This window comes from Pseudomonas palleroniana (assembly GCF_022836895.1).
In the GTDB taxonomy this organism is placed as follows: domain Bacteria; phylum Pseudomonadota; class Gammaproteobacteria; order Pseudomonadales; family Pseudomonadaceae; genus Aquipseudomonas; species Aquipseudomonas palleroniana.
The window spans coordinates 2,539,573-2,564,436 of the sequence record NZ_CP092411.1 but is presented as its reverse complement, the minus strand read 5'-3'; the positions used below and the strand labels follow the sequence as shown (position 1 = coordinate 2,564,436).

At 58.9% G+C, this 24,864-nt stretch carries 22 protein-coding genes and 1 tRNA gene; 8 read left to right on the top strand and 15 right to left on the bottom strand.

Translation table 11 applies throughout. The annotated features are described in order from the left end of the window. The first annotated feature begins 15 nt into the window (after positions 1-15). The 5 genes from MJP36_RS11740 to MJP36_RS11720 are packed head-to-tail and all read left to right on the top strand — an operon-like array spanning position 16 to position 4,644. The gene (locus MJP36_RS11740; protein ID WP_244385396.1) at positions 16-1,674 is read left to right on the top strand and encodes a methyl-accepting chemotaxis protein; all 1,659 of its coding nucleotides are present in this window, start codon (positions 16-18) and stop codon (positions 1,672-1,674) included. 36 nt (positions 1,675-1,710) lie between these two features. Continuing rightward, positions 1,711-2,250: a chemotaxis protein CheW gene (locus MJP36_RS11735; RefSeq protein ID WP_244385395.1), complete on the top strand. Its 540-nt coding sequence runs from the start codon at positions 1,711-1,713 to the stop codon at positions 2,248-2,250. Between the two features lie 9 nt (positions 2,251-2,259). Beyond that, positions 2,260-3,069 (top strand): CheR family methyltransferase, encoded by an 810-nt coding sequence (locus tag MJP36_RS11730; RefSeq protein ID WP_244385394.1) that lies wholly within the window; start codon positions 2,260-2,262, stop codon positions 3,067-3,069. Next, positions 3,066-3,569, top strand: a complete 504-nt coding sequence (gene cheD, locus MJP36_RS11725; RefSeq protein WP_060755843.1) for a chemoreceptor glutamine deamidase CheD — start codon at positions 3,066-3,068, stop codon at positions 3,567-3,569. Before MJP36_RS11730 ends, cheD begins: the two co-directional genes overlap by 4 nt. After that, positions 3,562-4,644, top strand: a complete 1,083-nt coding sequence (locus tag MJP36_RS11720; protein WP_060755844.1) for a protein-glutamate methylesterase/protein-glutamine glutaminase — start codon at positions 3,562-3,564, stop codon at positions 4,642-4,644. Before cheD ends, MJP36_RS11720 begins: the two co-directional genes overlap by 8 nt. Positions 4,645-4,798: 154 nt before the next feature. Here the strand turns inward: MJP36_RS11720 and MJP36_RS11715 are convergent, their stop codons facing one another. From MJP36_RS11715 to MJP36_RS11705, 3 genes are read right to left on the bottom strand one after another with little or no spacing between them, the layout of a single operon-like run. Further along, positions 4,799-5,116 carry a YciI family protein gene (locus MJP36_RS11715; protein ID WP_244385393.1) on the bottom strand — a complete coding sequence of 106 codons (318 nt, stop codon included), beginning with the start codon at positions 5,114-5,116 and terminating at the stop codon, positions 4,799-4,801. Positions 5,117-5,142: 26 nt separating this feature from the next. Further along, entirely contained in the window at positions 5,143-5,775 is a 633-nt protein-coding gene (locus MJP36_RS11710) for an FMN-dependent NADH-azoreductase (RefSeq protein WP_104994367.1), read from the bottom strand. Positions 5,776-5,816: 41 nt separating this feature from the next. Then, entirely contained in the window at positions 5,817-6,638 is an 822-nt protein-coding gene (locus MJP36_RS11705; RefSeq protein WP_244385392.1) for an alpha/beta fold hydrolase, read from the bottom strand. 122 nt (positions 6,639-6,760) lie between these two features. On the opposite strand from MJP36_RS11705, the gene MJP36_RS11700 reads away from it, so the two are divergent. After that, positions 6,761-7,765, top strand: a complete 1,005-nt coding sequence (locus MJP36_RS11700; RefSeq protein ID WP_104994369.1) for a GlxA family transcriptional regulator — start codon at positions 6,761-6,763, stop codon at positions 7,763-7,765. A 630-nt stretch (positions 7,766-8,395) separates the two neighbouring features. On the opposite strand, the gene MJP36_RS11690 is transcribed toward MJP36_RS11700, so the two are convergent. From MJP36_RS11690 to MJP36_RS11670, 5 genes are all read right to left on the bottom strand, one after another. Further along, complete coding sequence (locus MJP36_RS11690; protein WP_060755848.1) at positions 8,396-9,049, bottom strand: RraA family protein; 654 nt, start codon at positions 9,047-9,049, stop codon at positions 8,396-8,398. A 27-nt stretch (positions 9,050-9,076) separates the two neighbouring features. Continuing rightward, on the bottom strand, positions 9,077-10,132 hold the full coding sequence (locus MJP36_RS11685) for an NAD(P)-dependent oxidoreductase (protein ID WP_104994370.1): 1,056 nt from the start codon (positions 10,130-10,132) through the stop codon (positions 9,077-9,079). A 64-nt stretch (positions 10,133-10,196) separates the two neighbouring features. After that, a complete protein-coding gene (locus tag MJP36_RS11680) occupies positions 10,197-12,884 on the bottom strand; it encodes a phosphoenolpyruvate carboxylase (RefSeq protein ID WP_244385391.1) in 2,688 nt (895 codons plus the stop codon). 650 nt (positions 12,885-13,534) lie between these two features. Further along, positions 13,535-13,610 (bottom strand) — tRNA-Asn (locus tag MJP36_RS11675). An 85-nt stretch (positions 13,611-13,695) separates the two neighbouring features. Further along, positions 13,696-14,580, bottom strand: coding sequence for a LysR family transcriptional regulator (locus tag MJP36_RS11670; protein ID WP_104994372.1), 885 nt, complete (start codon positions 14,578-14,580; stop codon positions 13,696-13,698). 101 nt (positions 14,581-14,681) lie between these two features. Between MJP36_RS11670 and lldD the strand changes: the two genes are divergently transcribed. Beyond that, on the top strand, positions 14,682-15,812 hold the full coding sequence (lldD, locus tag MJP36_RS11665; RefSeq protein WP_090369670.1) for an FMN-dependent L-lactate dehydrogenase LldD: 1,131 nt from the start codon (positions 14,682-14,684) through the stop codon (positions 15,810-15,812). Between the two features lie 303 nt (positions 15,813-16,115). Continuing rightward, complete coding sequence (locus tag MJP36_RS11660) at positions 16,116-17,042, top strand: GGDEF domain-containing protein (RefSeq protein WP_104994373.1); 927 nt, start codon at positions 16,116-16,118, stop codon at positions 17,040-17,042. A gap of 21 nt (positions 17,043-17,063) precedes the next feature. Here the strand turns inward: MJP36_RS11660 and MJP36_RS11655 are convergent, their stop codons facing one another. The 7 genes from MJP36_RS11655 to MJP36_RS11625 form a co-directional block, all read right to left on the bottom strand. After that, positions 17,064-17,837: an iron-containing redox enzyme family protein gene (locus MJP36_RS11655; RefSeq protein ID WP_218580644.1), complete on the bottom strand. Its 774-nt coding sequence runs from the start codon at positions 17,835-17,837 to the stop codon at positions 17,064-17,066. A gap of 78 nt (positions 17,838-17,915) precedes the next feature. Then, a complete protein-coding gene (locus MJP36_RS11650; protein ID WP_244385390.1) occupies positions 17,916-20,378 on the bottom strand; it encodes an EAL domain-containing protein in 2,463 nt (820 codons plus the stop codon). A gap of 71 nt (positions 20,379-20,449) precedes the next feature. Then, positions 20,450-22,267 (bottom strand): ABC transporter ATP-binding protein, encoded by a 1,818-nt coding sequence (locus MJP36_RS11645; protein ID WP_060755928.1) that lies wholly within the window; start codon positions 22,265-22,267, stop codon positions 20,450-20,452. Then, positions 22,260-22,862, bottom strand: coding sequence for a DsbA family protein (locus tag MJP36_RS11640; RefSeq protein ID WP_178126907.1), 603 nt, complete (start codon positions 22,860-22,862; stop codon positions 22,260-22,262). Before MJP36_RS11640 ends, MJP36_RS11645 begins: the two co-directional genes overlap by 8 nt. A gap of 36 nt (positions 22,863-22,898) precedes the next feature. Continuing rightward, positions 22,899-23,840: an oxygen-dependent tRNA uridine(34) hydroxylase TrhO gene (trhO, locus tag MJP36_RS11635; protein ID WP_090369661.1), complete on the bottom strand. Its 942-nt coding sequence runs from the start codon at positions 23,838-23,840 to the stop codon at positions 22,899-22,901. A gap of 118 nt (positions 23,841-23,958) precedes the next feature. After that, entirely contained in the window at positions 23,959-24,255 is a 297-nt protein-coding gene (locus MJP36_RS11630; RefSeq protein ID WP_060755931.1) for a BolA family protein, read from the bottom strand. Between the two features lie 6 nt (positions 24,256-24,261). After that, complete coding sequence (locus tag MJP36_RS11625; RefSeq protein WP_060755932.1) at positions 24,262-24,780, bottom strand: DUF2059 domain-containing protein; 519 nt, start codon at positions 24,778-24,780, stop codon at positions 24,262-24,264. Positions 24,781-24,864: the final 84 nt, after the last annotated feature.

The following is a 24,864-nucleotide window of genomic DNA, read 5'->3' as shown; positions in this document are numbered from 1 at the left end:
CATGGAGGTTCCCCGATGAAATGGTTCTACGATCTTAAGATTTCCACCAAATTGATCAGCGCGTTCCTGGTAGTCCTGGCGCTCACTGCGGCCATGGGCGTGTTCGCAATCCACCAGCTCGGTGCCGTCAACCAGGCAGCCCAGGAGATCAAGAGCGATTGGATGCCATCCATGCGCGCCGCGGCCGGCATGCGTTTTTTTGCAGCCAATTATCGCCTGAAGGAAAACCGCCACGTCACTACCGAGATCGCCGAAGAAAAGGCCCAGGCCGATCGCGAAGCCGATGAGACGCTGCAACAGTTCAATACCCGCATGGGCACCTACGAGCAATTGCTGTCGGGCGATGAAGAACGTCAGCTTTTGACCGGTTTGAAAAGTGCCTGGTCCACCTACCTGGCGACCAGCAAGCAGTTACTCGACTTGTCCCGGCAGAACCAGGAAGCCGCTGCGACTACCCTGCTCAGAGGGGAGTCCAGGATGCATTTCGATGAGGTGACCAGCCGCTTGCAGAAAATGGTCGAGTTCAATGAAGCCGGCGCGAGCGAAGCCGGTGACAAGGGCTTGGCGTTGTACGACAGCGCACGCGTGTCGATCATCGCGGTGCTGGTCGCCGCCCTGTTGATCGGCCTGGGCCTGGCGGTGTTCATCGCGCGGATTATTTCCCGTCCGCTGAGGCTGGCCGCGACCGCCGCCGAGCAATTGGCTGATGGCAACCTCAGCACCCCTATCGCGCCGGGCGGCAAAGATGAAACCGGCATGGTGCTCAATGCCATGCGCAACATGGTCGGCAAACTGGCGACTATCATCGGTGAAGTACGCAACGCTGCCGACAACCTGGCGAGCGCCTCGGAGCAAGTCAGCGCCACCGCACAGTCGATGAGCCAGGCCACCAGTGAACAGGCCGCCAGCGTCGAGGAAACCAGCGCGTCGGTGGAACAGATGAGCGCCAGCATCAATCAGAATACCGAAAACGCCAAGGTCACCGATGGCATGGCCAGCAAGGCGGCCAAGGAAGCCACCGACGGCGGAGAGTCGGTGCAACAAACGGTATTGGCGATGAAGAAAATCGCCCAGCGCATCAGCATCATCGATGACATTGCCTACCAGACCAACCTGCTGGCGCTCAACGCCGCGATTGAGGCTGCACGAGCCGGTGAGCACGGCAAAGGTTTCGCGGTGGTCGCCGCCGAAGTCCGCAAACTGGCGGAGCGCAGCCAGGTGGCCGCGCAGGAAATCGGCGAACTGTCGTCTAGCAGCGTGGACATGGCGGAAAAGGCCGGAAAACTGCTCGACGAAATGGTCCCGTCGATCAACAAGACCTCCGACCTGGTGCAGGAAATCAGTGCCGCGTCCGAAGAGCAGGCGGCCGGCGTGGCGCAGATCAACACGGCCATGACCCAGCTCAACCAGGTGACCCAGCAGAACGCCTCCAGCAGCGAGGAACTGGCGGCGACCGCCGAAGAAATGAGCAGCCAGGCCGAGCAGTTGCAACAGGCGATGAGCTTTTTCGTACTCGACGCCACCTCCGGCGCCGCGGTTCAAACCAGCAGTGTGGACAGCCCGGGCAACAAGCCCAGCCGCCAGCCACCCCGCCCGGCACCGCAGCCCGCCCGCAAAGCGTTTGCCTACACGATGGCCAGCGCACCGGACGAATCGGAATTTACCCGTTTCTGATGCGAGACATCGACGCGGGCTTACAGGGAGAGTGACATGGGTGCAGTGATGACTAACCGTCAGACCGCAGTGGCGACGGATGAGGATGCGCAATACCTGACCTTCATGCTCGGTGGCGAGATGTTCGCGATCGGCATTCTGGGCATCAAGGAAATCATCGAATACGGCAGCCTGACCGTGGTACCGATGATGCCCGCGTTCGTGCGCGGCGTGATCAACCTGCGCGGCGCCGTGGTGCCGGTGGTTGATCTATCGGCGCGTTTCGGCCGGGCGAACTCGCCGATTACCCGCCGCTCCTGCGTGATCATCATCGAAGCGAGTACCGAAGATGGGCAGCCGCAGGACATCGGATTGCTGGTGGATACGGTATCCGCCGTGCAGGAGATTCCGGCGGCCCAGATAGAACCCCCTCCCAGCTTCGGCGCGCGGATTCGCGCGGACTTCATCGGCGGCATGGCCAAGGTCGAAGGCAAGTTCGTGATTGTGCTGGAGGTGGGCAAAGTCCTTTCTATCGACGAGATGTCCAGCCTGGCCGAAAGCGCGCAGACACCGGCGCTCGACCTTGAGCAGCGTTGAGATACGATCATGGCCGACACTGCCTCGCTCGATGACCGTGAATTCGGTCAATTCCAATCCTGGTTGTACCGTGCGGCCGGCATCAACCTGTCGCCGGCCAAAAAAGCCTTGGTGGCCGGGCGCCTGTTCCAGCGCCTCCAGCATTATGAATTGGAGAGCTATGGGGACTATTTCAAACTGATCATGAACGACCAGCGCAAGGGCGAACTGCAAGTCGCGCTGGACCTGCTGACCACTAACGAAACCTACTTTTTTCGCGAGCCCAAGCACTTTGATTTCCTGCGTCAGCACGTCCTGCCCAAGGCCGCGCCGGGCAAAGTGTTTCGCGTATGGAGCGCGGCCAGCTCCTCGGGCGAAGAGCCCTACAGCCTGGCGATGACACTGGCCGAGGCCCTGGGCACTACGCCTTGGGAAGTGATCGGCTCGGACATCAGCACTCAGATGTTGGCCAAGGCGCGTACCGGGCATTACTCGATGGAGCGCGTCGGCACCCTGCCCCAGCCGCTGCTCACCAAATACTGCCTCAAGGGCATCGGCCGCCAGGAAGGCACGTTCCTGATCGACAAGAGCCTGCGCAACCGCGTCAACTTCGTGCAAGTCAACCTGAACGAGCCGCTGCCAGGCCTGGGCGAGTTCGATGTGATCTTCCTGCGCAACGTGATGATTTATTTCGACCAGCAGACCAAGAGCCAAGTCGTCGCACGCTTGCTGCCGCAGCTCAAGCCCGGCGGCCATTTCATCATCAGCCACTCGGAGAGCCTCAATGGTGTGAACGACACCTTGAAGCTGGTGGCGCCGTCGATTTACCGCAAGCCATGAAAAAGCCTCTCGGTGCAGCCGAAGTGGTGTTGGCGCCCGGCCAAGTCACTTTTGCGACGCGGCCGACTCGCCTGCGCACCTTGCTCGGTTCCTGCGTGGCGTTCACCTTCTGGCATCCGCAACGGCGGATCGGCGGCATGTGCCATTTCATGCTGCCGGCACGCTTGCGGCATGGTCAGCCACTGGATGGCAAATACGGCGACGAAGCGCTGGAGCTGCTGATTCGGCATGCGCGCGCCCATGGCACGCGGCCCCAGGACTATCAGGTGAAGGCGTTCGGCGGCGGCGAGATGTTCCCCACGCAGCATCGCCACCTACCGGCGCAAAATGTGGCCGCCCTGAACATCCGCGCCGCGCTGGCGCTTGCCAAACACCATCATTTGCACTTGGCGGCCCAGGACATGGGCAGTACCGGTTATCGCACTATCGTGTTCGACCTGTGGAACGGCAACGTCTGGGTCCGGCATCAACCTATGGGATTACTCAAAAACAATGCCTAACAAAAAAATCAGCGTATTGCTGGTCGATGACTCGGCCGTTGTCCGCCAAGTGCTGCTGGCGATTTTCAATGACACGCCGGATATCCACGTCATAGGCGCCGCCTCCGACCCGATTTTCGCCATGGACAAGCTCGCCCGTGAATGGCCGGATGTGATTGTGCTGGACGTGGAAATGCCGCGCATGGATGGCATCACCTTTCTCAGGAAAATTATGAGCGAGCGCCCGACACCGGTAGTGATCTGCTCGTCACTGACCCAGAAAGGCGCGGAAACCTCCCTGCAGGCTTTATCGGCCGGCGCCGTGGACATCATCACCAAACCCACCACAGGCCTGAAGAATTTCCTGATCGAATCGGGCCCGGAATTGATTGCGGCAATCCGTGCGGCGGCCAACTCCAATGTCAGTAACCTCGGCAAGCGCATCGCCAAGCCGACCCCGGCGCCCGCGGTCGCCGGCAAGCTGACGGCGGATGCGATCCTGCCCGCCGCCAACGGCCAGGCCATGGCCCAGACCACTGAACGCATTGTCGCCATCGGCACCTCCACCGGCGGCACCCAGGCGTTGGAGGCCGTGCTGACGGCACTGCCGAGGGTGTGCCCGGGCATGGTGATCGTGCAGCACATGCCGGAAAAGTTCACCGCCTCCTTCGCCGAGCGCCTGAACAGCGTATGCCAGATCGAAGTGCGTGAAGCGCGCAACAACGACCGTATCCTGCCGGGCCTGGCGTTGATCGCTCCCGGCGGCAAGCACCTGATGGTCACACGCAGCGGCGCCTACTATCACACTCAGGTCATCGACGGGCCGCTGGTCAACCGCCATCGGCCATCAGTGGATGTGTTGTTTCGTTCAGTGGCCAAATTCGCCGGCAAGAACGCCACCGGCATCATCATGACCGGCATGGGCGACGACGGCGCCCGCGGCCTCAAGGAAATGCTTGTCGCCGGCGCCGCGACGGTAGCCCAGGACGAGGCCAGCTGCGTGGTATTCGGCATGCCCAAGGAAGCCATCAAACTCAACGCCGCACAGCGCATCATGGCGTTGCAGGATATTCACCAGGCGATCCTGCATAAGTGAAGTTGGATGTAACTGCCTGGGCGACGGCACATGATGGGTTGACAGGTGCTGGCCTGGTTTTTCTCGGAGTAATAACGGGATTCGTCGGGACCAACACTGGGGCTCGTCCTTTCCGTGGGCTCACTCGCAAACGCCTTATGCGACAAGCACCGCGCTAAATACAGTCTATGGACTTGGCTCCGCTGGCCCAGTGGGCTGCGAAATCGGACGTGCGGACTGCTGGATCACAACCCAGAATGTCGAAAGTTGCCAACCTGTAAACATCGAACGGGTCCTCGGCGACTATTTGTTGAATGTCCGAGTGGCGCTCACCATACGCAAGGATGAAGCCCCCGCTCTCATCGGTGAGAGGGCCGGCAAACAGTATGATTCCGGACTGTATGTATTTGACCAGCCACGCTTTGTGGGCTTCCAAGTGAGCTTGAATTTCCTCAACAGGGCGAAGGTAGGTAAGTTTGATAGCAAACAGCATGAATTCAAGCCTCCAGACTGGGTGAGTTATTGAGCAGGGGCTGACAGGCTTGCAATGACCGCGGGCATTGCAGCTATGGCTTTTTCAACACCCTGGTCTCGTAATTGTTGACCTCTGGAGACGCCTTCGGCGCGGACGAAGTGGATATCACTAATTCCGAGAAAACCAAAAAATGCCCTGAGATAACTTTCTTGGAAATCCATTTTTTGCAGTGGCCCCTCCGAGTAGAAGCCCCCACGAGCCGAAACCACGATGACGCGTTTACCGCCGGACAAGCCTACAGGACCCTGTTCTGTGTATTTAAAGGTTCGTCCGACTTGGGCGATCCTGTCGAGCCAAGCCTTTAGCTGGCTCGATACGTTAAAGTTGTACATCGGAGCGCCGATGACCAGCACATCGCTCGCCAGGAACTCCATGACTAGAGTTTCTGACAGTTGATGCTCCTGCAAAGTGGTCTCCGTAAAATCATTGATCTCGGTTTGTCGGAATCCTGCTGCAATAGGACCGGTGAGATGCTTCAACTCATCATCGACCAGGTCGCGGTACTCCACATGCGTCTCGCGATGGCTATCTTGAAGATGTGCAACGATGGTTGAGGAAAGTCTACGGGTTATGGAGTTGCTGCCCATTATGCTCGAGTCAATATGCAGAATTTTCATGTTTGAGGACCTACTTGCTGTAGAAAACTTATGAGCACTTTTCATCGTCCGGCTTCCCTGGCGGCTTGATCGATGAACTTGGCTACCGTATCGGGATGAGAAACAAGGGACAGGTGGCTGGATCGGATTGATAAGGTCTGTGCTCCAATCTGTTTCGCGATAGCCAGCTGTACCGCTGGTAAAAGCGCCTTATCGTCAGTTGTCTGCAAGTACCAGCTCGGCTTGTCGTGCCACGCCGCGTGCTGGACCTTGCCGACAAAACAGGCTGCCGCTATAGGCTGTTGAACCGATGCAAGCAACTGCGCTTTTTTCATGGGTAAGTCCGCCGCCATGACTTGATGAAACTGCACGGGATCGTCCAGCCAAACCCAACCCTGCGCATCGGGTGTCAGGCCAGTCATAGGCGCATTCAGTCGCTGCAGAAGGCCCGCTGCTGATTCACCGCTGTCGGGCACTAAAGCGGAGAGATAGGCCAACCCCTTTACATTGGAGGCGTTACCAGCCTGCGTTATAACCGCGCCGGCCCATGAGTGTCCTACCAGCAGCACGTCACCTTGTTGTCGGCGAAGTACGCGCTGCGTTGCCAAAACATCATCTTCCAATGAGGTCATCGGGTTCTGTACGGCGGTGACGTGATAGCCCATATCATTCAGCTGCTTAATCACCGGTGTCCAGTTCGAGCCATCGGCAAATGCGCCATGTACCAGCACGATGTTGCGCACAGTGCCATCAGGTAACGCGGCCATGGCCGGGCCACCGGAGAACAACAGCGATAAACCCAGGGCCAAGCCAAGTCGGCTCAGCCAGTTCAGCGCACCGAGGCGTTTTTGTTCGTGAGGCTTCGTGTGGAGCGGCAGGTTCATGTCGGAGCGCCTTTGCAGTTGACTGTGCAAAGTTTAAGTAGGCCCAACGGGAACTGTTAGATAACAAATAAGCCACACTTCATGCAAAACTCGCCAACTTGATTGCCAAAGCAGGATTTGCCATGCGCGTTGCGATTGTTGCTGTGGAAGGTAGCCTGATGTCTGCCATCACTGGGCTGGCTGATCTGTTCTGGATGACCAATCAGGCGCTGAAATCACCACCGCCTGGTTTGGCTTCGGAAATGAGCGCCAAGATCGATGTTGAATTCGAAACGATCATCGTCAGTGCGGATGGTAAGTCGCTAAGGGATCCTCAGGGCAGGCTTATTCCCGTTGATGCCGATTTTTATGGCGCGGGGCCTCTTGATGCTGTGCTCGTGACTGGCATGGCCTTGGGGCCGGATAGGTTGCCGCCCACTTCCGACTCCCTCAAACACGCGGCAGCTTGGCTCAAAGTGAATCATCAACAAGGCGTACTGGTCGGTGGGGCGTGCGCGGGTACGTTTGTTCTGGGAGAGTCTGGGTTGCTCGACAACAGACGCTGCACCACGACCTGGTGGCTGCACCATGCTTTCAAACAGCGATTTCCAAAAGCCCAGCCGGTGTGGGGCACTGCGGTGGAGGAGCACGACGGCATCATTACCACTGGAGGACCGTTATCCTGGATTGATCTGGCCCTCTACGTGATTAGGCGCTTGGCCGGTGCCGATGTCGCCAAGTTGACCGCAGATATCTCTGTGACCGACAGCTTGCCTCTGCCTCAACTGGTTTATGCACCCCGAGGTTTTATCAATAGTGCCAATCCGCTGCTTCTGGAAACCGAGCAAATCATTCGTCATGCCAAACCCGGGCTGACGGCTGAAGAACTGGCCAAAACATTGAATCTGAGTGAGCGGACACTGCATCGGCGACTCAAGAAATTGACCAATGAGTCGCCTAAAGAACTCATTACCCGCGTGAGGATAGAAACGGCCTGCGTCCTCCTTCAGACACCGGGAGCCAGCGTTAAACAAGTGGCCCTCAAGTGCGGCTACAACGAAGATACCTCGTTCCGACGGGCTTTCATTCAACTTACGGGGATGACTCCTGCGGATTACAAGCGCTGGTCTAAAGGGCGTTGCTCCTGAGCCCAAGACTGGAGACGGAGCGGATCAGCAAGATCGGGCAGTTACCGCCGCGTCCGTTCAGCGAACTTGAAGTGAACCGGGAAAACGCTTGCAACTCAGCTACCCGCTAATGGGTAATGCTCAATACGGCACGCATGACTATGGCCATCGCCTTTACATGTCCCATCCAGATACCGGTAGTTCACACGCACCGACTGGCCTTTTTTGGGCCACTCTCGGCGTGGGATCTGGCTTTGGTAATCAGTAGTTTCTGGGATAAACGTGAGGGTCGCCCCCTCTTCCGGGCACTCTGCCGTGGTCGATGTAGGGCTCACCTTCAGGATCTGCGCCTGTAGCTTGGGGTATGGATGTTTCAATACATCAGTAACACGTAACTCCATACTGCAAATTTGCCACGATGCCGCTTGTACTGGCTGGCACAACATGAAGACAGGAAAAGCAAATAACGCGTAGCGAGCCACATGATTGCCCATTATTGATACTGCCTCGAATATTGATATTCAGGACACTATCAGATTTGAACTCATCGAATCATGGAACGATCAATCTCCTTATGCACATCCAGCCAAGTCGTTGCTCGAGCCGGCATCAACTGAAGCCGCACCCGCTGCGGCTCCTGCCGTGGGCCAGTCAGCGGCGCGGCGTCTGCAAGGCGTGGTAGCCGTAATCGGCGCGAGCTTTGTGTAAAGGAACGCCCGCCTCGATAGCGGCACGAATATGCTCTTCGGCCTGGTGGATTTCTTCGGCCACCTCCAGCACTTGGCTCAGTGAGCCGGCCGGAATCACTACCAAGCCGTCACCATCTCCGCGCAACCAATCATCTGGTTGTACCCGCACGCCGCCCAGCGTCACGGGCGCCTGGATCGCTTCGACACGCACGCGATCCTTGCCGGTGCGCATCCAGTTACCCCGGGAAAATATCGGGTAGTCAAGTTCCAACGCACGGTCGACATCGCGGCAGATACCGTCAATCACCGTCCCGGCCAGCTGCTTGCGGGCGGCAGTAGAGGTCAGCAAATCGCCCCACACGGTGGTGTCGAGCCGCGCCTGGTTGTCGATCACTACCACCTGGCCGGCCTCAAGGTCGTCGATGTAGTCACCCACCGAGCCGCCGTCCAGGCCAATAGGGCCGTAGCGCAGGGTCCAGGCTTTGCCTGTGAGGGTGAACGACCGGTCCAGAGGCATGATGTCGGTGCACTGGCAAACGATTTTCAGGCGGTCCATCGCATCGCTGAGGTCGGTGCAACTCAGGGCGTTGAGACGGGTAAAAATAGAGGTCTGCATGATGTAGCCTTCCTTGTGTCCGGTAGGTTAACGCACGATGGCGGCGGCACTGAATGCATGGATCTTGTCGACGATCTGACGGGACGCCACCCTGATTGCCGTGGTGGTATTGCCGGCGATATGCGGCGTCAGTTGCGCGTTGGGAATGTCGGTCAGTGGCGAGTCGAACCGGTCTTTTTCCAGGGAAAAGGTATCGATGGCGACCGCCTTGATGTGCCTGGGAAACTGGCGCATGAAGGCTGCCAGCTGGTGTTCGTCGACGATCCCGCCGCGAGCGGTATTGATGAGGATTGAACCTTGGCGCATCTGCCCGAACTCGGCGGTGCCGAACAAGCCGCGGGTCAACGTGGTGAGCGGCACGTGGATCGAGACGATGTGCGATTCAGCCAGTAACTGCGCAAGGCTTGCTCGTCGCTCAAGCTCAAGGCTGCGCGCCACCGGTTCGGTAAAACGCTCGGACCCGGTAGCGATCACCTTGATGCCCAGCGCCGCCGCCTTACGTGCCACCTGCCGGGCAATGCTTCCGGTGCCCACCAGCCCAAGCGTGAGTTCGGCGTATTCGGAGGTAGGTGCCAAGGTGCCTTTTGCCCAATGACCGTTGTGCGTTTCGGCGTTGTAATAATCCAGGTCACGAGATAGAAACAGCGCCTGGGCCAGGACGTACTCGGCAACAGCGACCGCGTTGGAGCCTGGCGTGTTGAGTATCGTAACGCCGCACTGCTCGCATTCGAGCCGATCAATATGGTTAACCCCGGCGCCGGCCTGGGCAATGGCGCGCAGTGGCGTGGCCAACGCGGGCGAACTGGCGGCACGGATCAGGCTGGCACCGAGGGGGATGTTCAGGCGCGTCTTGAACACGCTGTAACCCCTGGCTCGACTCACGGCGGCAATAAAGGCAGGCTCGTCGTGACAGTCGATCTCGGCATATTCAATACGCGTAGTGTAGTGCTGCCGGATGCGCTCTTTATCCGCGAAATAGTGCAGGTTGAGAGTGACGTTCAGGCCCAGCTCAAGAAAGCGATCGACTTCCTCAAACAGCAATGGCGGGCCGGGGGCATCGAGTATCAGGATAGTAAATGCCATACAGTTGATCCTCTTGGAGGGTAGCGCCTGCCGATACCCAGGCTGCCCTGGGTATCGGGGCTAATCACCAGTTGAAATGGTGGGCGCTGGTGGGATCGACCAGACCTGCATCGGTACTCACGGCCGCGAGGAACCCGCTGTAGAAATCATTCAGCGATGAGGACTGGATGAACGCGGGATTGCTTTTGGCGTAGATAAGAAACAACCGATAGATTCTCAGGTTCTTTTCCTTGCGGTAGACCTCTGCCTTGAGGCTAGGCCACAAGTTGAGCAAGCTGCTTTCCTTGATTTTCCAAGGATCCGCCGGCTCGGTGCCGGTGGTGGCCTTGTACACGAAGCGCTTACCTTCAATCACTTCCAGGTGCAGGCTGGCCAGCAGTTGTTCGGCCGTGCCGATGGCTTCGGTCTTCAAGGCTTCAGCCAGCGCCAGGATGTGGGCTTTCTCCGGGATGCTGCCGGTCAAGGTCAGCCAGGCGCATTTCAGGTCGGTTCGCGCAATGGCATAGGCCATGCCTTTGACGTAGGTGTGAAAGCTCTCATCCTCGTTGAAGGCCTTCGACAAGTGCGTTACCGGCTCTTGCGCAAACTGCCCGACGCCGATCAGTTCGCTGTGCAACCCACCGGCCAGCAAGGCGCGGGTCCAGGGAATCGCACGAATGGCATCGGGTCGCGACTCGAACACCTTGATGTTGAAGATACGAGAAGGCGGTCGGGTGCCCTTGGCTGTGGCCCTGACCACGTCAAATCGCGCCAGGTCACGTAACAGAGAGGGCAACGCCGGATGCTCGAAGAACGTCGCCTGGTAGCGGCGCACTACTTCCCCCCAACGTTGAATCCTCCCGGCAATGACCTCTTCTGACGGTTGCGGCTGGGGCTCGGCGTGCATACGGTACAACTGGCTGAGAAAGTTGGCGGACTGGTTGCGGGTCAGCAGATGAGCGCGCATCTCCGCGCACCCGGCCAGCATGAACCGGGTTTCCGGCCCCTCCAGCGCGCCGAACTCCTGCAAGGTTTCTGCAATCACTCCATTACACCGCGCGTGTTCCCCGCCCATGATGACGTGGACGACCACCTCGATACCGTAGCGGGCCGCGATCAACTTGTGCTGGTTAGCAATCGCCATATTCAGTTTGTGCATGGCCTTGCCGCCTTGCTTGCCCGTGTCGCTGGGGCCAAACGTGATGTATTGGCGGTTGCCGCGTGCTGCCAGATGCCGGCGGTACACTGGGTTTTCGTACACCTCATGCACCGTGGCAAGCGTGCGCTCGGCACCTGCCAGGTCTTCGGGTTGCAGGGCGATGTCTATACCGTCCCGCACCTGGGCCGCCTTCATCAGGAACAACACCTCCAGCGCGCTAAGGGCCGAAGTGTACTCGGCGATCCCGTGGATTTTCATGCGGTCGCGGTAACGGTCAATCATTTCAAACCGCTCGAGCGCGTTGCGCGCATCGTGCATACGGATATAACTCGGGTCCTGCTCCATCAGCGCAATGTAGTCCTGACCGGCGTATTGCTGAGCTTTCTTGGTGTAAATCGATGTGGTGCGTTGCAGATACCCTTGCCACAGGGCAGCCGGAGCCTGAGCCTCCTCGCCTTCCAGCGCAACCTCAAGCGCGGCCTGGCGCGCACGCTCATCCAGCTCGTGATAGTGCCGGCCCTGGCCCAGGCCGATGGTTTCCAGCCATTGACTGGAAAGAATCTCATCGACCACGCTACTGAACATCTCGGCGTTTTCACGAAACTCGATATCCAGGTAGTGAAAGCCAAACGCATGCACCCGCAGCAGCAGGCGGTCGATGGCAACCGGCTGGGTAAAACGGATGCTGCCCAGTGCCTCGATCAGCTCGGCGGGCTGTTCGAAACGCTCAGGGTGATCCTTACCCAGACGTGCACGAATATCTTCCAGGCGATGCTGTGCACCGCCGTCCTTTATCAGGCTGTCAATATCAGCGATGTAGCGGTTGCGCAGCGCGGTTTCCAAGGCCACAACCAGCGTTTCGGTGTGCTGGTTGGTGTCATAGGGGCGACCATCCTTGTCGCCATATAACCAGGTAAACAAGGTCAGCCATTTTTCCCGCGGCGCCAGGCCCAGGGCGTGATGTACGTCGGGCAACGCGTCATACACACTGTCGGCGTAAAAAATCTGCGACTCGATATCAGTGCCATTACTGCCCGACCATACGGCGTTGTACAACTCCAGCAGAAGCTGCGCAGTGACTTGGGGCTTTTTGAGGCCACGGTCTTCAACGTGTTGTGCCAGTTTCTGCAAGACCAGCACGACAGAATGCTTGAGTTGGTCGGTCTCTTTGCACAGCAGCCCCAGGCTGATATTTACCCCGGACGGCGCTGCAATCAACTGCGAGTCGAGCGTGAGTAACTGACGGGGCAGGCTGGCTTGCGAAGCAATCTGGGTCGCCACACTCCTGACCGATAATTCGAACAGCAGTTGCTTGATCAGCAACAACTTCCAGAACGCCTCGACGTCTTTGCTGGAGCGGGACTCGAAGAATGCCTTACCCAAAGCAGCCGCCAATTTCGAATCAGCCTTGTCCAGATACGACAGCGTATCGATTTCGGCGTAGATCCTCAGGCAGGCTCGGGTGTGCGGGGTCTGGGAAGCGTCGTCCGTGTTTGCCTTGAGTGCGTGCTCAAGTGCTCGCCATAGAATGTCATGTAGTAAAGCGGGGTTAGTATGGCCGAGTGACGGGCGAGTTGATGCATTTTCCAGTATGGAGTTGATCACATGATTCATGGGTTCGAGCCTCGATAATTATACAAATCCCTTGTTTCGCATTGCGCCGAACAGACGCACGCAAAATCATCACTGTCCCAGGCTCAACCCACTGCGCCGCAACGAACGGAACTCACCTGTTCGCCGACAGAAAGCCCTTTTGTCGGTGCCGAAAACGGCAAAAAATGAAACAATTTGTTACATTCGTGCGCAATAAAGCATGCTCCGAAATTTTCAACAAAAGACCTTTTTGGAATAGACGGTTAGGAAAAAATGATAGGAAACCAATAAAAACCACAGTACTGAATTCTGTTTCAGAGCCGATGTTTTTTCTAAAATCCTGATTATTCGAAATTTAAATCCATCCACTCAACAATGTTCGCCCCGGAAAAAATGTCGCGTAGGCACGATCTGCAAGCCCAACCTAAATAATTCTTCATAAACACGACTTTATGAAAAACAGCATAGGGTCCTTGGATATCAATCAGAATCAGATCAATTGGCGCCAACCCTGGTTTTAGTCGGCGTGCCTTGGTTGAAACCACTGCAGCGATTTTCATGTAATCGCAGGATTAGGGACGCAGTCACGCTGGTCGCGCTGCGCGCTTTGATCACCCCGAAGAAATCCAGGGCAAAAAAAAAGCCTGCATCGCTGCAGGCTTTTCTCTATCTGGCTCCACGACCTGGACTCGAACCAGGGACCCAATGATTAACAGTCATTTGCTCTACCAACTGAGCTATCGCGGAATGCGCCGTATGTTACTGATTAAAAAGAAGAAGTCAAGCATCGAGACGCATTTTGACGAATTCATCCTGATAACCGGTAGCCGCCCTACTCCGAATGGGCCATTTCCTTGGCCAAATCCAGCCAGGCACGCGCCGCCGGCGGCAGGTGGGCGCTGGCGCGCCAGGCCAGGGCGATGTGCCAGTCGGTGTGGGGTTCGTCCAAGGGGATCAGGGCGATACCGGTGGGTTGATGCATGTGCGCCAGCATGCGCGGCAGGAACGCGACGCCCAGGCCCGCCGAGACCAGGTCGACGATAAAGTCGATCTGCCCGCTGCGGGCCGTGACCTTGGGAGTCACGCCTTTGCGCTCGCAGGCGGCGAGGATCTTGGCGTTCAGGGCGAAGCCGGCTTCGAACAGAATGAACGGTGAGTCCGCAAGGTCGGTGAAGTCGATGCGCTTGCGCCAGGCCAGCGGGTGGTTCATGGGCAACACGGCCATCAGGGGTTCATTGCGCACGGGTTGGAAGTCGAACCCTTCATCCGTGGGCAGCAGCAACGCCGCGAGGTCAATCTCCCCGGCTTCCAGGCACCCGCGCAGTTTCTTGCTGCCGTACTCGGTGAGTTCGATTTCGATGTCGGGGTAGCGCCTGCGGTAGGTGGCGAACATGGCCGCGAACAGTACGCCGCAACCCACCGGGGGCAGGCCGATGCGCAGCTGGCCACGCTTGAGGCCGCGCAAGTCATTGATCTCGGCCACCAGGTCATTGCTCTCGGCGAGCAGCACCTGGGCGCGACGGTAGACAATTTCACCGGCGGCGGTGAGTTCGTTACGGTGGCCCAGACGATTAAAAAGCGGCGCGCCCAGTTCATCCTCCAGCGTCCTGACGGCCTTGCTCACGGAGGACTGAGTCAGCGACACCACCTCGGCAGCCTGGGAGAAGCCGCCCTGGCGCACCACTTCGACAAAGGCACGCAATGCTCGTAGGTTCATCGGTATTCCTTTTGCGACTGGCTACCATTGATAAAAGTTGTTTTTATCATGCCAGATTATTGCCTATCCTGAATCACCTTGCCCTGTGGAGCCCCTCTTCAATGATCATCTCGTCCGCCTCCGACTATCGCGCAGCCGCCAAGCGCAAGCTGCCGCGCTTCCTGTTCGACTACATCGACGGCGGTGCCTACGCCGAACACACGATGCGCGCCAACAGTTCGGACCTGGCCGAGATCAGCCTGCGCCAGCGTGTCCTGCGCAATGTGGATAGCCTGAGCCTCAAGACCACCCTGTTCGGCCAGCCCCTGGACATGCCGGTGATCCTCAGCCCGGTGGGCCTCACCGGCATGTACGCGCGGCGCGGCGAAGTGCAGGCGGCCAAGGCAGCCGCCAATAAAGGCATCCCCTTCTGCCTGTCGACGGTGTCGGTGTGTTCGATTGAAGAAGTGGCGTCTCAAAGCGCGCAATCAATCTGGTTCCAGCTGTATGTCCTCAAGGACCGTGGCTTCATGCGCAACGCGCTGGAACGGGCCCAGGCGGCCGGGGTGACGACACTGGTGTTCACCGTGGATATGCCCACGCCAGGCGCGCGCTACCGCGATGCACACTCGGGCATGTCCGGGCCATTCGCGGCGTCGCGGCGCATGCTGCAAGCCGTCACCAAGCCGCAATGGGCGTTCGATGTGGGGTTGCTCGGCCGCCCACACGACCTGGGCAATATCTCCAGGTACCTGGGCAAACCCACCCACCTGGAAGACTACATCGGCTGGCTGGCCAACAACTTCGATCCCTCCATCAGTTGGAAAGACCTGGAGTGGATCCGTGAGTTCTGGAAAGGCCCGATGATCATCAAAGGCATCCTCGATCCGCAGGATGCCAAGGACGCCGTGAGCTTCGGGGCCGATGGCATCGTGGTCTCCAACCACGGCGGGCGCCAGCTGGACGGCGTGCTGTCCACCGCCAAGGCCCTGCCACCGATTGCCGACAAGGTCGGCGATGACCTCACCGTGCTGGTGGACTCCGGCATCCGTTCGGGGCTGGACGTGGTGCGTATGCTCGCCTTGGGTGCCAAAGCGTGTCTGCTGGGCCGCGCCACCGCCTACGCACTGGCTGCCGACGGCCAGCACGGGGTGGAAAACCTGCTCGATATCTTCGCCAAGGAGATGCGCGTGGCAATGACCCTGACCGGGGTCACCTCGATTGAGCAGATCGACCGCACGACCTTGGTCTAAGCCCGCCGTCAGCCAAATAACTGACGCAAGCAGGCGACAACCCCACTGAGTTATAAAAGCAATTCATTGATTTGTAAGACGTTTTATACAGCCAAAAGGATTTGGCACGAATCTCGCTCTAATCCCTGCCAAGCAGGTTAAGCGATGACAAGACGTGCGGCAGTGCCCCGGGGTTATAACCCGGACTAAAGCGGTTTAAACTGTTCCTATTGTTTTACGCAACTGACGGAACAGTAAGACGCTTGGCTTCTGCCATTCTCATCCAGCCTGTAAGACAGTTCAGTGCTTAGAGGCCGTCCAACTATGAAAACACCCACCCAGACCAACGCAATTGACTTCGACAGTGCCAAATTGCAACGTCTGGGGTTTGGTCAACCCTCCCTGCGGCCGCAGCGTCCCATCACCCTTAACCAATTGCGCCAGCAGCTGAACCAGCAATTGCAGGTCAGCCTCGAGCCGGAGCGTATCCTCGGCCTGTTCTTTCGCGAAATCCAGCGCCTGGTCCCCGTGGATGCCCTGCAGTACCGTCACGCAACCAGCGACCTGCGCCTGGAGTTCGGCCATCGCGGCCATCATTCAGTGAGCTACAGCCTGAGCCACGAAGGCGAGCACTTGGGTGAGCTGATCTTTCGCCGCAACCAGCGCTTCATGGAAGACGAACTGCACCAGCTCGAATCCCTGCTGGCGACCCTGCTCTATCCGATGCGCAACGCCCTGCTCTACCGCGCAGCCACGCGCAGCGCCCTGCGTGATCCATTGACTGAAACCGGCAACCGAATCGCCATGGACCAGACTCTGCAAAGGGAGATCGACATGGCCAAGCGGCACCTGAGCCCGTTGTCCTTGCTGATGCTGGACATCGACCACTTCAAGCGAATCAACGATACCCACGGTCATGCGGCTGGCGATAGCGTGCTGCGCGAAATCGCCACCACGATCAAAAACCAGTTGCGCAACGTGGACATGGTGTTTCGGTTTGGCGGGGAAGAGTTTCTGATCCTGCTGTCGAATACCGGCCGAGAGGCCGCCGCCATGGTCGGCGAACGTTTGCGCCAGGCAGCACAGGCACAGGATTACTGGGTGGAGGGGACGCGGATCGAATTGACGGTGAGCCTCGGCTGCTCAACCTTGTTGGCCGCCGAGTCGGCTGAAAGCCTGCTGCGCCGGGCCGATAACGCTTTGTACGTGGCCAAGCGCGAAGGCCGTAACCGCTTGGCGATGGCGGGGTAAGCCCCCGCCATCACGCTTGCATCACGCCTCGCTGGCGACGCGTGCCGGCCGCTCGCGAACGGCCGCGAGCATCTTGTCGTTGTCTTTTTCCAACCGCATGCAGCTTTCCAGAAACAGGTACATGTAGTCGTAGCTCTTGCAGACGGCCTGGCGCAACTCGACCTGCAAGGCCTTGCTCGGGTTCATCCCGGCCAGGGTGCAGATGATTTCCAGGGCTTCCCAGGGGTGGGCGTCGTCGTACTGGGCGTGCATCTTCAGCCACTTCATCGCACGCTTGCGGTCTTCCTCAGGGAAGGCGGCGGCATACACACCGGTCGAACACACCACGGCGGACCACTCCCCAGTCGCCCCCTCGATGGCATAGTTGGTTGCGGCAATTGCAACGATCAGCGCATCGGACGAACTGGTATGCCAGCACCAATGGCTCAGGGCATGCAATTCCGGCGGTACATTCTGCGCCTGCAACTCCTCCAGGCTCACGCCATGGGCACGCGCCCAATTCACCCAATAGTCAGCGTGGTTCAGTTCCACACGAATATTGCGCATCAGCCAACGTCGCGCCATATCCTCCCCAGGATGGCGGGCAAACTTGGTCTTGGTGAGGTTCTGTGCCATGTACAAGGCAAACTGTTCCACCACCGGCCAGCCACCAATCAGGTAGTGGCGCATGGTCTTGGCGCTGAGCGTGTTGTCGCGCATGCGCTGGTACAGTTCGTGCTCGACAACTCGGCGCTTGCTCTCGCTACAGTCCTGGATCAATTGTTGCGCCCAGGCGGGGTAACTCGAGGCTTCCATAAGCGGGCCGGTTCTGTTGAATGTGTCGATCACTGTAGGGCTCCTTTTTTAGTGTGATAGTACAGACCAGCAAATGTTTCAGCGGAATGTGCCGGGCGCCTTGAATAACAGAGGCTGCGGACGCACAGGTCGACACTGCAAGCTATCAAAGGTAAACAATTGCGGGCGTTCAATCAGGTAGCCCTGAGCGTAATCCACACCGATCTCAAGTAACGCCTGTTCGATGTGCGTGGTTTCAACAAACTCGGCAATTGTGCGCTTACCCATGACGTGGCCGATGTGATTGATCACTTCGACCATGGCGCGGTTAATCGGGTCGTCCAGCATATCCTTTACGAAACTTCCATCGATCTTCAGGAAGTCTACAGGTAAATGTTTGAGATAAGCGAATGAGGACATTCCGGCGCAAAAGTCATCGAGGGAAAAATGGCAACCTAAGGCTTTGAGTTCATTAATAAAACGGATTGCACTGCCGAGATTGGCAATAGCACTCGTCTCTGTTATTTCAAAACATATCATTTCAGGCGGGATGTTATAAGCCGCGAATTTCTCATGTAAAAAACCCAGGAAATCGTCATCACCAATGGTAATGCCTGACAGATTGATCGCACACATGGCCATGGGCCGGCCCGGACGCTCATGCATGCACTTGGCGATGATCTTGAACACGTTCTCGACCACCCAGCGGTCCAGCGATGTCATCAGGCCGTAACGTTCGGCGGCCGGGATAAAGCTGTCGGGCAAGATGATGCGCCCCCCTTCATCGTGCAGTCGCAACAGGATTTCGATATGCCCACTGCCGGCGTCGGTATGGCCCAGCGGCGAGATTTCCTGGGAGTACAGGCAAAAACGGTCTTCCTCCAACGCCATGTGCAGGCGCTGCACCCAGGCCATCTCACCGAAACGCAAAGACAATTCCGAGTCATCGGCATGGTAGACCTGCACTCGGTTGCGGCCCTTTTCCTTGGCCATGTAGCACGCCATATCTGCCGCCCGCAACGACGTTTCGAGGGTGGTCGGGGTTTGTGAGATGTGCACCAGGCCGATACTGACGGTGGTCATGAAGGGCCGTCCCTTCCACACAAAATGCAGGCTCTGCACGGTATGGCGCAGGCTTTCGGCGATTCTTTCGGCCACCGGCGCCGGACAGTTCTCCAGCAGGATGCCGAACTCGTCGCCGCCCAACCGAGCCAGCGTGTCGCCTTCGCGCAGGTCCGACTGCAGCAGCGCACAAATATGACGCAGCAACTCGTCACCGGCCGCATGACCACAGGTGTCGTTGACCAGCTTGAACTGGTCCAGGTCGAGGAACATCAACGCATGCCGCCCACCCTGCTGGCGCCCCACTTGTTGCAGCACCTGCTCCAGGCGGTACTCGAACTCGCGACGGTTGGCCAGGCCGGTCAAGGCATCATGGGTCGCTTGCCACGACAGGTTGGCGATGTACTGGCGCTCCTGGGTCATGTCGTGCAGCACCAGCACCGCACCGCTGACTTTGCCGGCGCTGCGGATCGGCGCCCCCACCAGCGTCACCGACACCGTACTGCCGTCCAGGCGCTGGATCAGCTTGGAATGTTCGCTGCCGCCACCGAGCCGGCCCTTGATGATGCGCTCGATCAGGGTAAAGCCGTCGGGCTCGGCGCTTTCGTCCAGCAGGTTGAACAACGCCGCCAGGGGCAGGCCTTGGGCCTGGGGGTTTTTCCAGTGGGTCAACGCCTCCGCCGCTGGGTTCATGTAGGTGATGGCGCCATCGACGTCGGTGGTGATCACCCCGTCACCGATCGACTCCAGGGTGATCTGCGCCCGCTCCTTCTCGACTTGCAGGGCATTGGCGAAGGCATGGCGCTGGGCCAGAAGCTTGTGGGTACGCAGCAGCGCCAGAACAATCAGCCCCAACGCGGTGGCCAGGTTGGTGATCAGCAACAGCCGCAAAATCATCCGCGAGCCCTCGCCCAAGGCATCGCTGAATGCCTTGGCCGCCGGGGTCACGCCGTCATTGATCGCAATGATGTGCGCCTTCCAGTCGCGCACGTTGTCGCCACTGACTTGATTGGCGCTGATCGCCCGGTGCATCGACTGGGCCAGTTCATCCAGCTGTACCAGGTAGCCATCGCCCACGGTCCACAGTGCGATGGCTTTTTCCAGGTAGCTGAAATGGCGAAAGTTGAGGTACAGCCAGATCAGGCTGGAAACGTCATCCGGGTGGTTGCCACCCTTGAGAATACCCAGGCGCGCTGCGGTGAGGTCGGGGACGGGACGGTCGAGGGCAATGCGCAGCTCGTGCCCGCCCTGTGGCACGGCGATAGCGTGCTGATACTTGAGGTAAGTGGCTTCGTCGCGATTATCGGCGTAGAGGGTCAGGTAATAGATGGCATCTTTCTGCCCCTTGGACCAAAGACTTTCGCCAGCCACATAGCCACGCACCGCTGAAAGCACGTAGAGACTGACGCAACCCAACAATGCCTGGAACAGCACAACGGCAATAAAAGGCCAGACAATGCCCAACAACCGTGGTGTTCCGAGAGTTCGTTTTTGCTTCATGAAGTCCCTTGCACATGCACAGCTGAATACGCACGCGAAAATCCGCCCCCGACAGCACAGCCTAAGCTAACTCAACGCACTTGTTGCAGGTGACCATACAGCTTGGCGTACAACCCGCCATCGGCAATCAATTGCTGATGGTCGCCATCTTCGGCGATATGCCCACCATCGAACACCAGTACCCGATCGGCCTGTTTCACCGCCGACAGGCGATGGGCGATAATCAGTGTAGTACGCCCGCTGAGAAACCGCGCCAGCGCCTGATGCAGGTTGTACTCGGTGGCGGCATCCAAAGCAGAGGTCGCCTCATCCAGAATCACCACCTTCGGCTCGGCCAGCACCATCCGCGCTATTGCCAGGCGCTGGCGCTGGCCACCGGAAAAGCGCACGCCGGAACGCCCCACCACGCTGTCCAAGCCCAAGGGCAACGCCCTGACGGTAGCATCCAGCTGGGCGATCTCCAATGCCTGCCAGCAGGCCTGGTCGGAACGGGTACGGCCCATGGTCAGGTTGGCGCGCACGGTATCGTTGAACAACGCCGGATGCTGCAGCACCACCGCAACGTTTTCACGAATGGTTGCCAGGCCGATCTCCTGCTGGGTGGCACCGCCAAAACGGATACTGCCCGCCTGCGGGGTATACAAGCCCAGCAGCAGTTGTACCAAAGTACTCTTGCCGCCACCACTGGCACCGACGATGGCGACCTTCTCTCCGGGCGCAATACTCAGGTTAAGCTGGTCGAGGACTAAATCTTCGCCGTAGCCGAAATTGAGGCCCCGTACATCAATACCGACCGTTTCATGCCCGGTAAACGGATCTTCGCCACCGGCATATTGCGGCTCATCGGCGCGCGCCAGCAGCTCGTTGATCCGCGTCAGCGCCCCACCCGCCGCGTAGTAGGCGTATTGCAGGTTCAACAGCTGCTCCACCGGGCCGATCATGAACCACAGGTAACTGAACACGGCGAGCATCTGGCCAATGGACAGGTCGGAAAACAACACGGTGAGCATCGCCGCAGCCCGGAAGATGTCGATACCAAACTGGAACAACAACCCGCTGGCGCGGCTGGAGGCGTCGCTTTTCCATTGGGAATTGATCGCATAATCGCGCACTTCCAGGGCACGCTGGCCGAGGCGCCCGAGGAAAAAGCCCTGGCGGTTGCCGGCGCGCACTTCCTGGATGGCGTCCAGGGTTTCGGTCAGCGCTTGGGTAAAGCGTGAGGTGCTGTCGTTTTCCAGCTTCTTCAGGTGTTTGACGCGTTTGCCCAACTGCACCGTGGCGTAGATCACCAGCGGGTTGAACAGCAGGATCAACAACGCCAGTTGCCAATGCATCCACACCAGAATGGCCGAGGTGCCCACCAGAGTGAGCATGGCCACCAGGAAGCGGCTGAGGGTTTCACCGACAAATTTGTCCAGAGTATCGAGGTCGGTGACCAGATGCGTGGTGACCGTGCCGCTGCCCAGGCTTTCATATTCGCCAAGGGAAATGCGCTTGAGCCGTTCGATCAGGCGCACGCGGATGCGGTACACGATGTCTTTGGCCAGCCGTGCGAACAGCCGCGCCTGCACGACGTTGAATACCAGCGCACCGCAGCGCAGCAGCAGGGTCACCAGCAGCATCAGGCCGATATAACCGGCGGCTTTCTGCCAGCCCAGCGGTAAGACGTGGTTCATCACCTTGAGCGCGGCGTCGCCGTGGCCCAGCAGTACTTCATCGACCAGCAGCGGCAACAGCAACGGAATGGGCACACTGCACAGGGTCGCCAGCACGGCGACGCCGTTGGCGAGCCACAAGGATTTCTTGTGACGCAGGGCCAGGCGACGGATTTCCGCCCAGGTCAGGCGATCAGTGCGTTTGCTCGGCTCGAGGTCAGGCTGGTCATGCACAGGTTGCTCGCTCCAGCCATCGAGCCAGCAACGGCGACAGCTCGGACAGCGGCTGGTAACCATTGGTCAGCAAGGCCAACTGGCCATTGCGCTCGGCGAGCAGCGTCGGGAAACCGGCGATGCCCAGGTCCTGCACCCAGGTGAAATCGGCGGCCGTCGCCGCGTGTTGCTCGGCGCGGTCAAACTCACCGGCAAACTCGATGCGCGGGATGCCCGCCTTCTCCGCCAACTCCACCAGCACACTGGCGAGGGTCACATCGCGGCCCTCGACATAAAACGCACGCTGGATCAGCCCCAGCAGCTTCCACGCGCAATCCGGCGCCAGGCTGCGTGCAGTGACGATGGCACGGCACGCAGGCTCGGTGTCATAGACGAAACCGTCGGGCAATGCGCCTTCAAGCTTGAACGGCTGGCCGGTGGCCTCGGTGACCGCCTGCCAGTGCTCCAGGATGTAGCGTCGGGTCGTAGGCTCCAGCGCCGCGCCGCTGCCGGTGCGCAAGCCGCCCACCACCAGGTGCAGCTCCACGCCGGCGGCCTGGGCCTGCTCCACCAACGCCTCGGCCACCGGGGCAAAGCCCCAGCACCAGGAACACATCGGGTCCATTACATAGAGCAGGCGCGCGGACATGGCTCAGGCCTCGGAAGGGGTTTGCTTGTAGTTGAAGCCAATCGGGTGCGGCATATTGCGGGCCTTGGCCAGTTCAATCTGCTTTTGCCGGTCGATCGCACTGCGACGGGTCTTCTCCGGCAGCTTATCCCAGCAATGCGGGCAACTGATGCCGGCCACATAGTGCTCGGACGCACGGTCTTCGACGCTTACCGGCGTGCGACAGGCATGACATTGATCGTAGTCGCCTTCGCTCAAGTCGTGGCGGACCGTCACGCGATTGTCGAATACAAAGCAGTCGCCCTGCCATTTGGTTTCTTCCTGGGGTACCTCTTCGAGGTATTTCAGGATGCCACCCTTGAGGTGGTAGACCTCATCGAAGCCTTCGCTGAGCATATAGCTCGACGCTTTCTCACACCGAATGCCGCCGGTGCAGAACATCGCGACCTTCTTGTGCTTGGCTGGGTCGAAGTTGGCTTTGATGTAGTCGGGAAATTCGCGAAAACTGGTGGTTTTCGGGTCGATCGCGCCTTCGAAGGTGCCAATGGAGACTTCGTAGTCGTTACGGGTGTCGATCAACAGCACTTCCGGGTCGCTGATCAACGCGTTCCAGTCCTTGGGGTCCACATAGGTGCCGACTTTCTTGTTCGGATCGACGCCTTCGACGCCCAGGGTCACGATCTCTTTCTTGAGCTTGACCTTGGTGCGGTAGAACGGCTGCTCGTCGCAGTACGATTCCTTGTGGTCGATGTCGACCATGCGCGGATCGTTCTTCAGCCAGGCGATCAGGCCATCGATGCCTTCGCGGCTGCCGGAAACAGTGCCGTTGATGCCTTCTTCGGCGATCAGCAAGGTGCCTTTGATGCCGTTGTCGACCATTGCCTGCAGCAGGGGTTCGCGCAGAGCGACGTAATCTTCGAGGGTGACGAACTTGTACAGTGCCGCCACGACAATCGGTTGAGTCATGGGTGTTCTCTCCAGGTGGCTACCCTCGTAAAGGGTGAACCGGATGCAAAAAAAACGCGCCGGCTAAGCGGCGCGTTGCGGATTCTAACAAATGCCCGGTGTCAGAGACACCCGCTCATTAATCATGCCCGCCGGCGCAGGTCGGCGAGGCCGGGGCTGCGTCGATTTTCGCCCATTCGTCAGGCGTGTAGGTATGCAGCGCCAGCGCATGAAACTCGCTCATCAGATCACCCAGGGTGGCGTAGACCTTCTGGTGGCGCTTGACGCGGTTGAGCCCCTCGAACTGCGGGCTGACCAGCACGGCCTTGAAGTGGGTCTGCAACCCGCGGCTGTGCATGTGGCTTTCATCCAGCACACTCAGATGATCGGAGCCCAGGGCGGCAAGCGCCGTTTCGATACGCTGTTGCATGGTCATTCCTGCTTACTTCTTCTTGGCCGGTGCGGCGGCTTTCGGCATCAGCTCGTTGGTCATGTCTTCCAACAGCTTGTTCACGACCGGCACGGCGCTTTCCAGCTTGGCCTGGGTCATCTGGGCCGATTGCTGGGTCAGTTGCGGCATTTTTTCCAGGACTTTCTTGCCCAGTGGCGACTGGTAGAAAGCGACCAGGTCCTTGAGCTCGGACTCGCTGAAGTTGCTGGTATAGAGCTTGACCATGTCCGGCTTCAGCTTCGGCCAGCCGATGGCCTGGTCCAGGGCGGCATTGGCCTTGGCCTGGTAGCTGTCCAGTACGGACTGCTTGGCGGCAGGCGCCTTGGTCTGTTCGAAACGCTGGGCGAACATTTGCTGCACTTGCATGTACACCGGGGTACCCAGCTTGTCGGCGTGGGCCAGGGTAAGGAAGGCTTCGGCACTGGCGTTGTGGCTGGCGGTATCGGCAAGAACCTGGCCGCTGGCGCAAACCAGAGCAACCGCGGTACAGATGGCACGAAGACGAGTCATCGAGTTTCCTTTTCTAGCAGGCGAGGTAAGACCCCAAGGGCGCCCATTCTGCGCCTAAAAAACCTTATGGCTCAACCCCGCCCC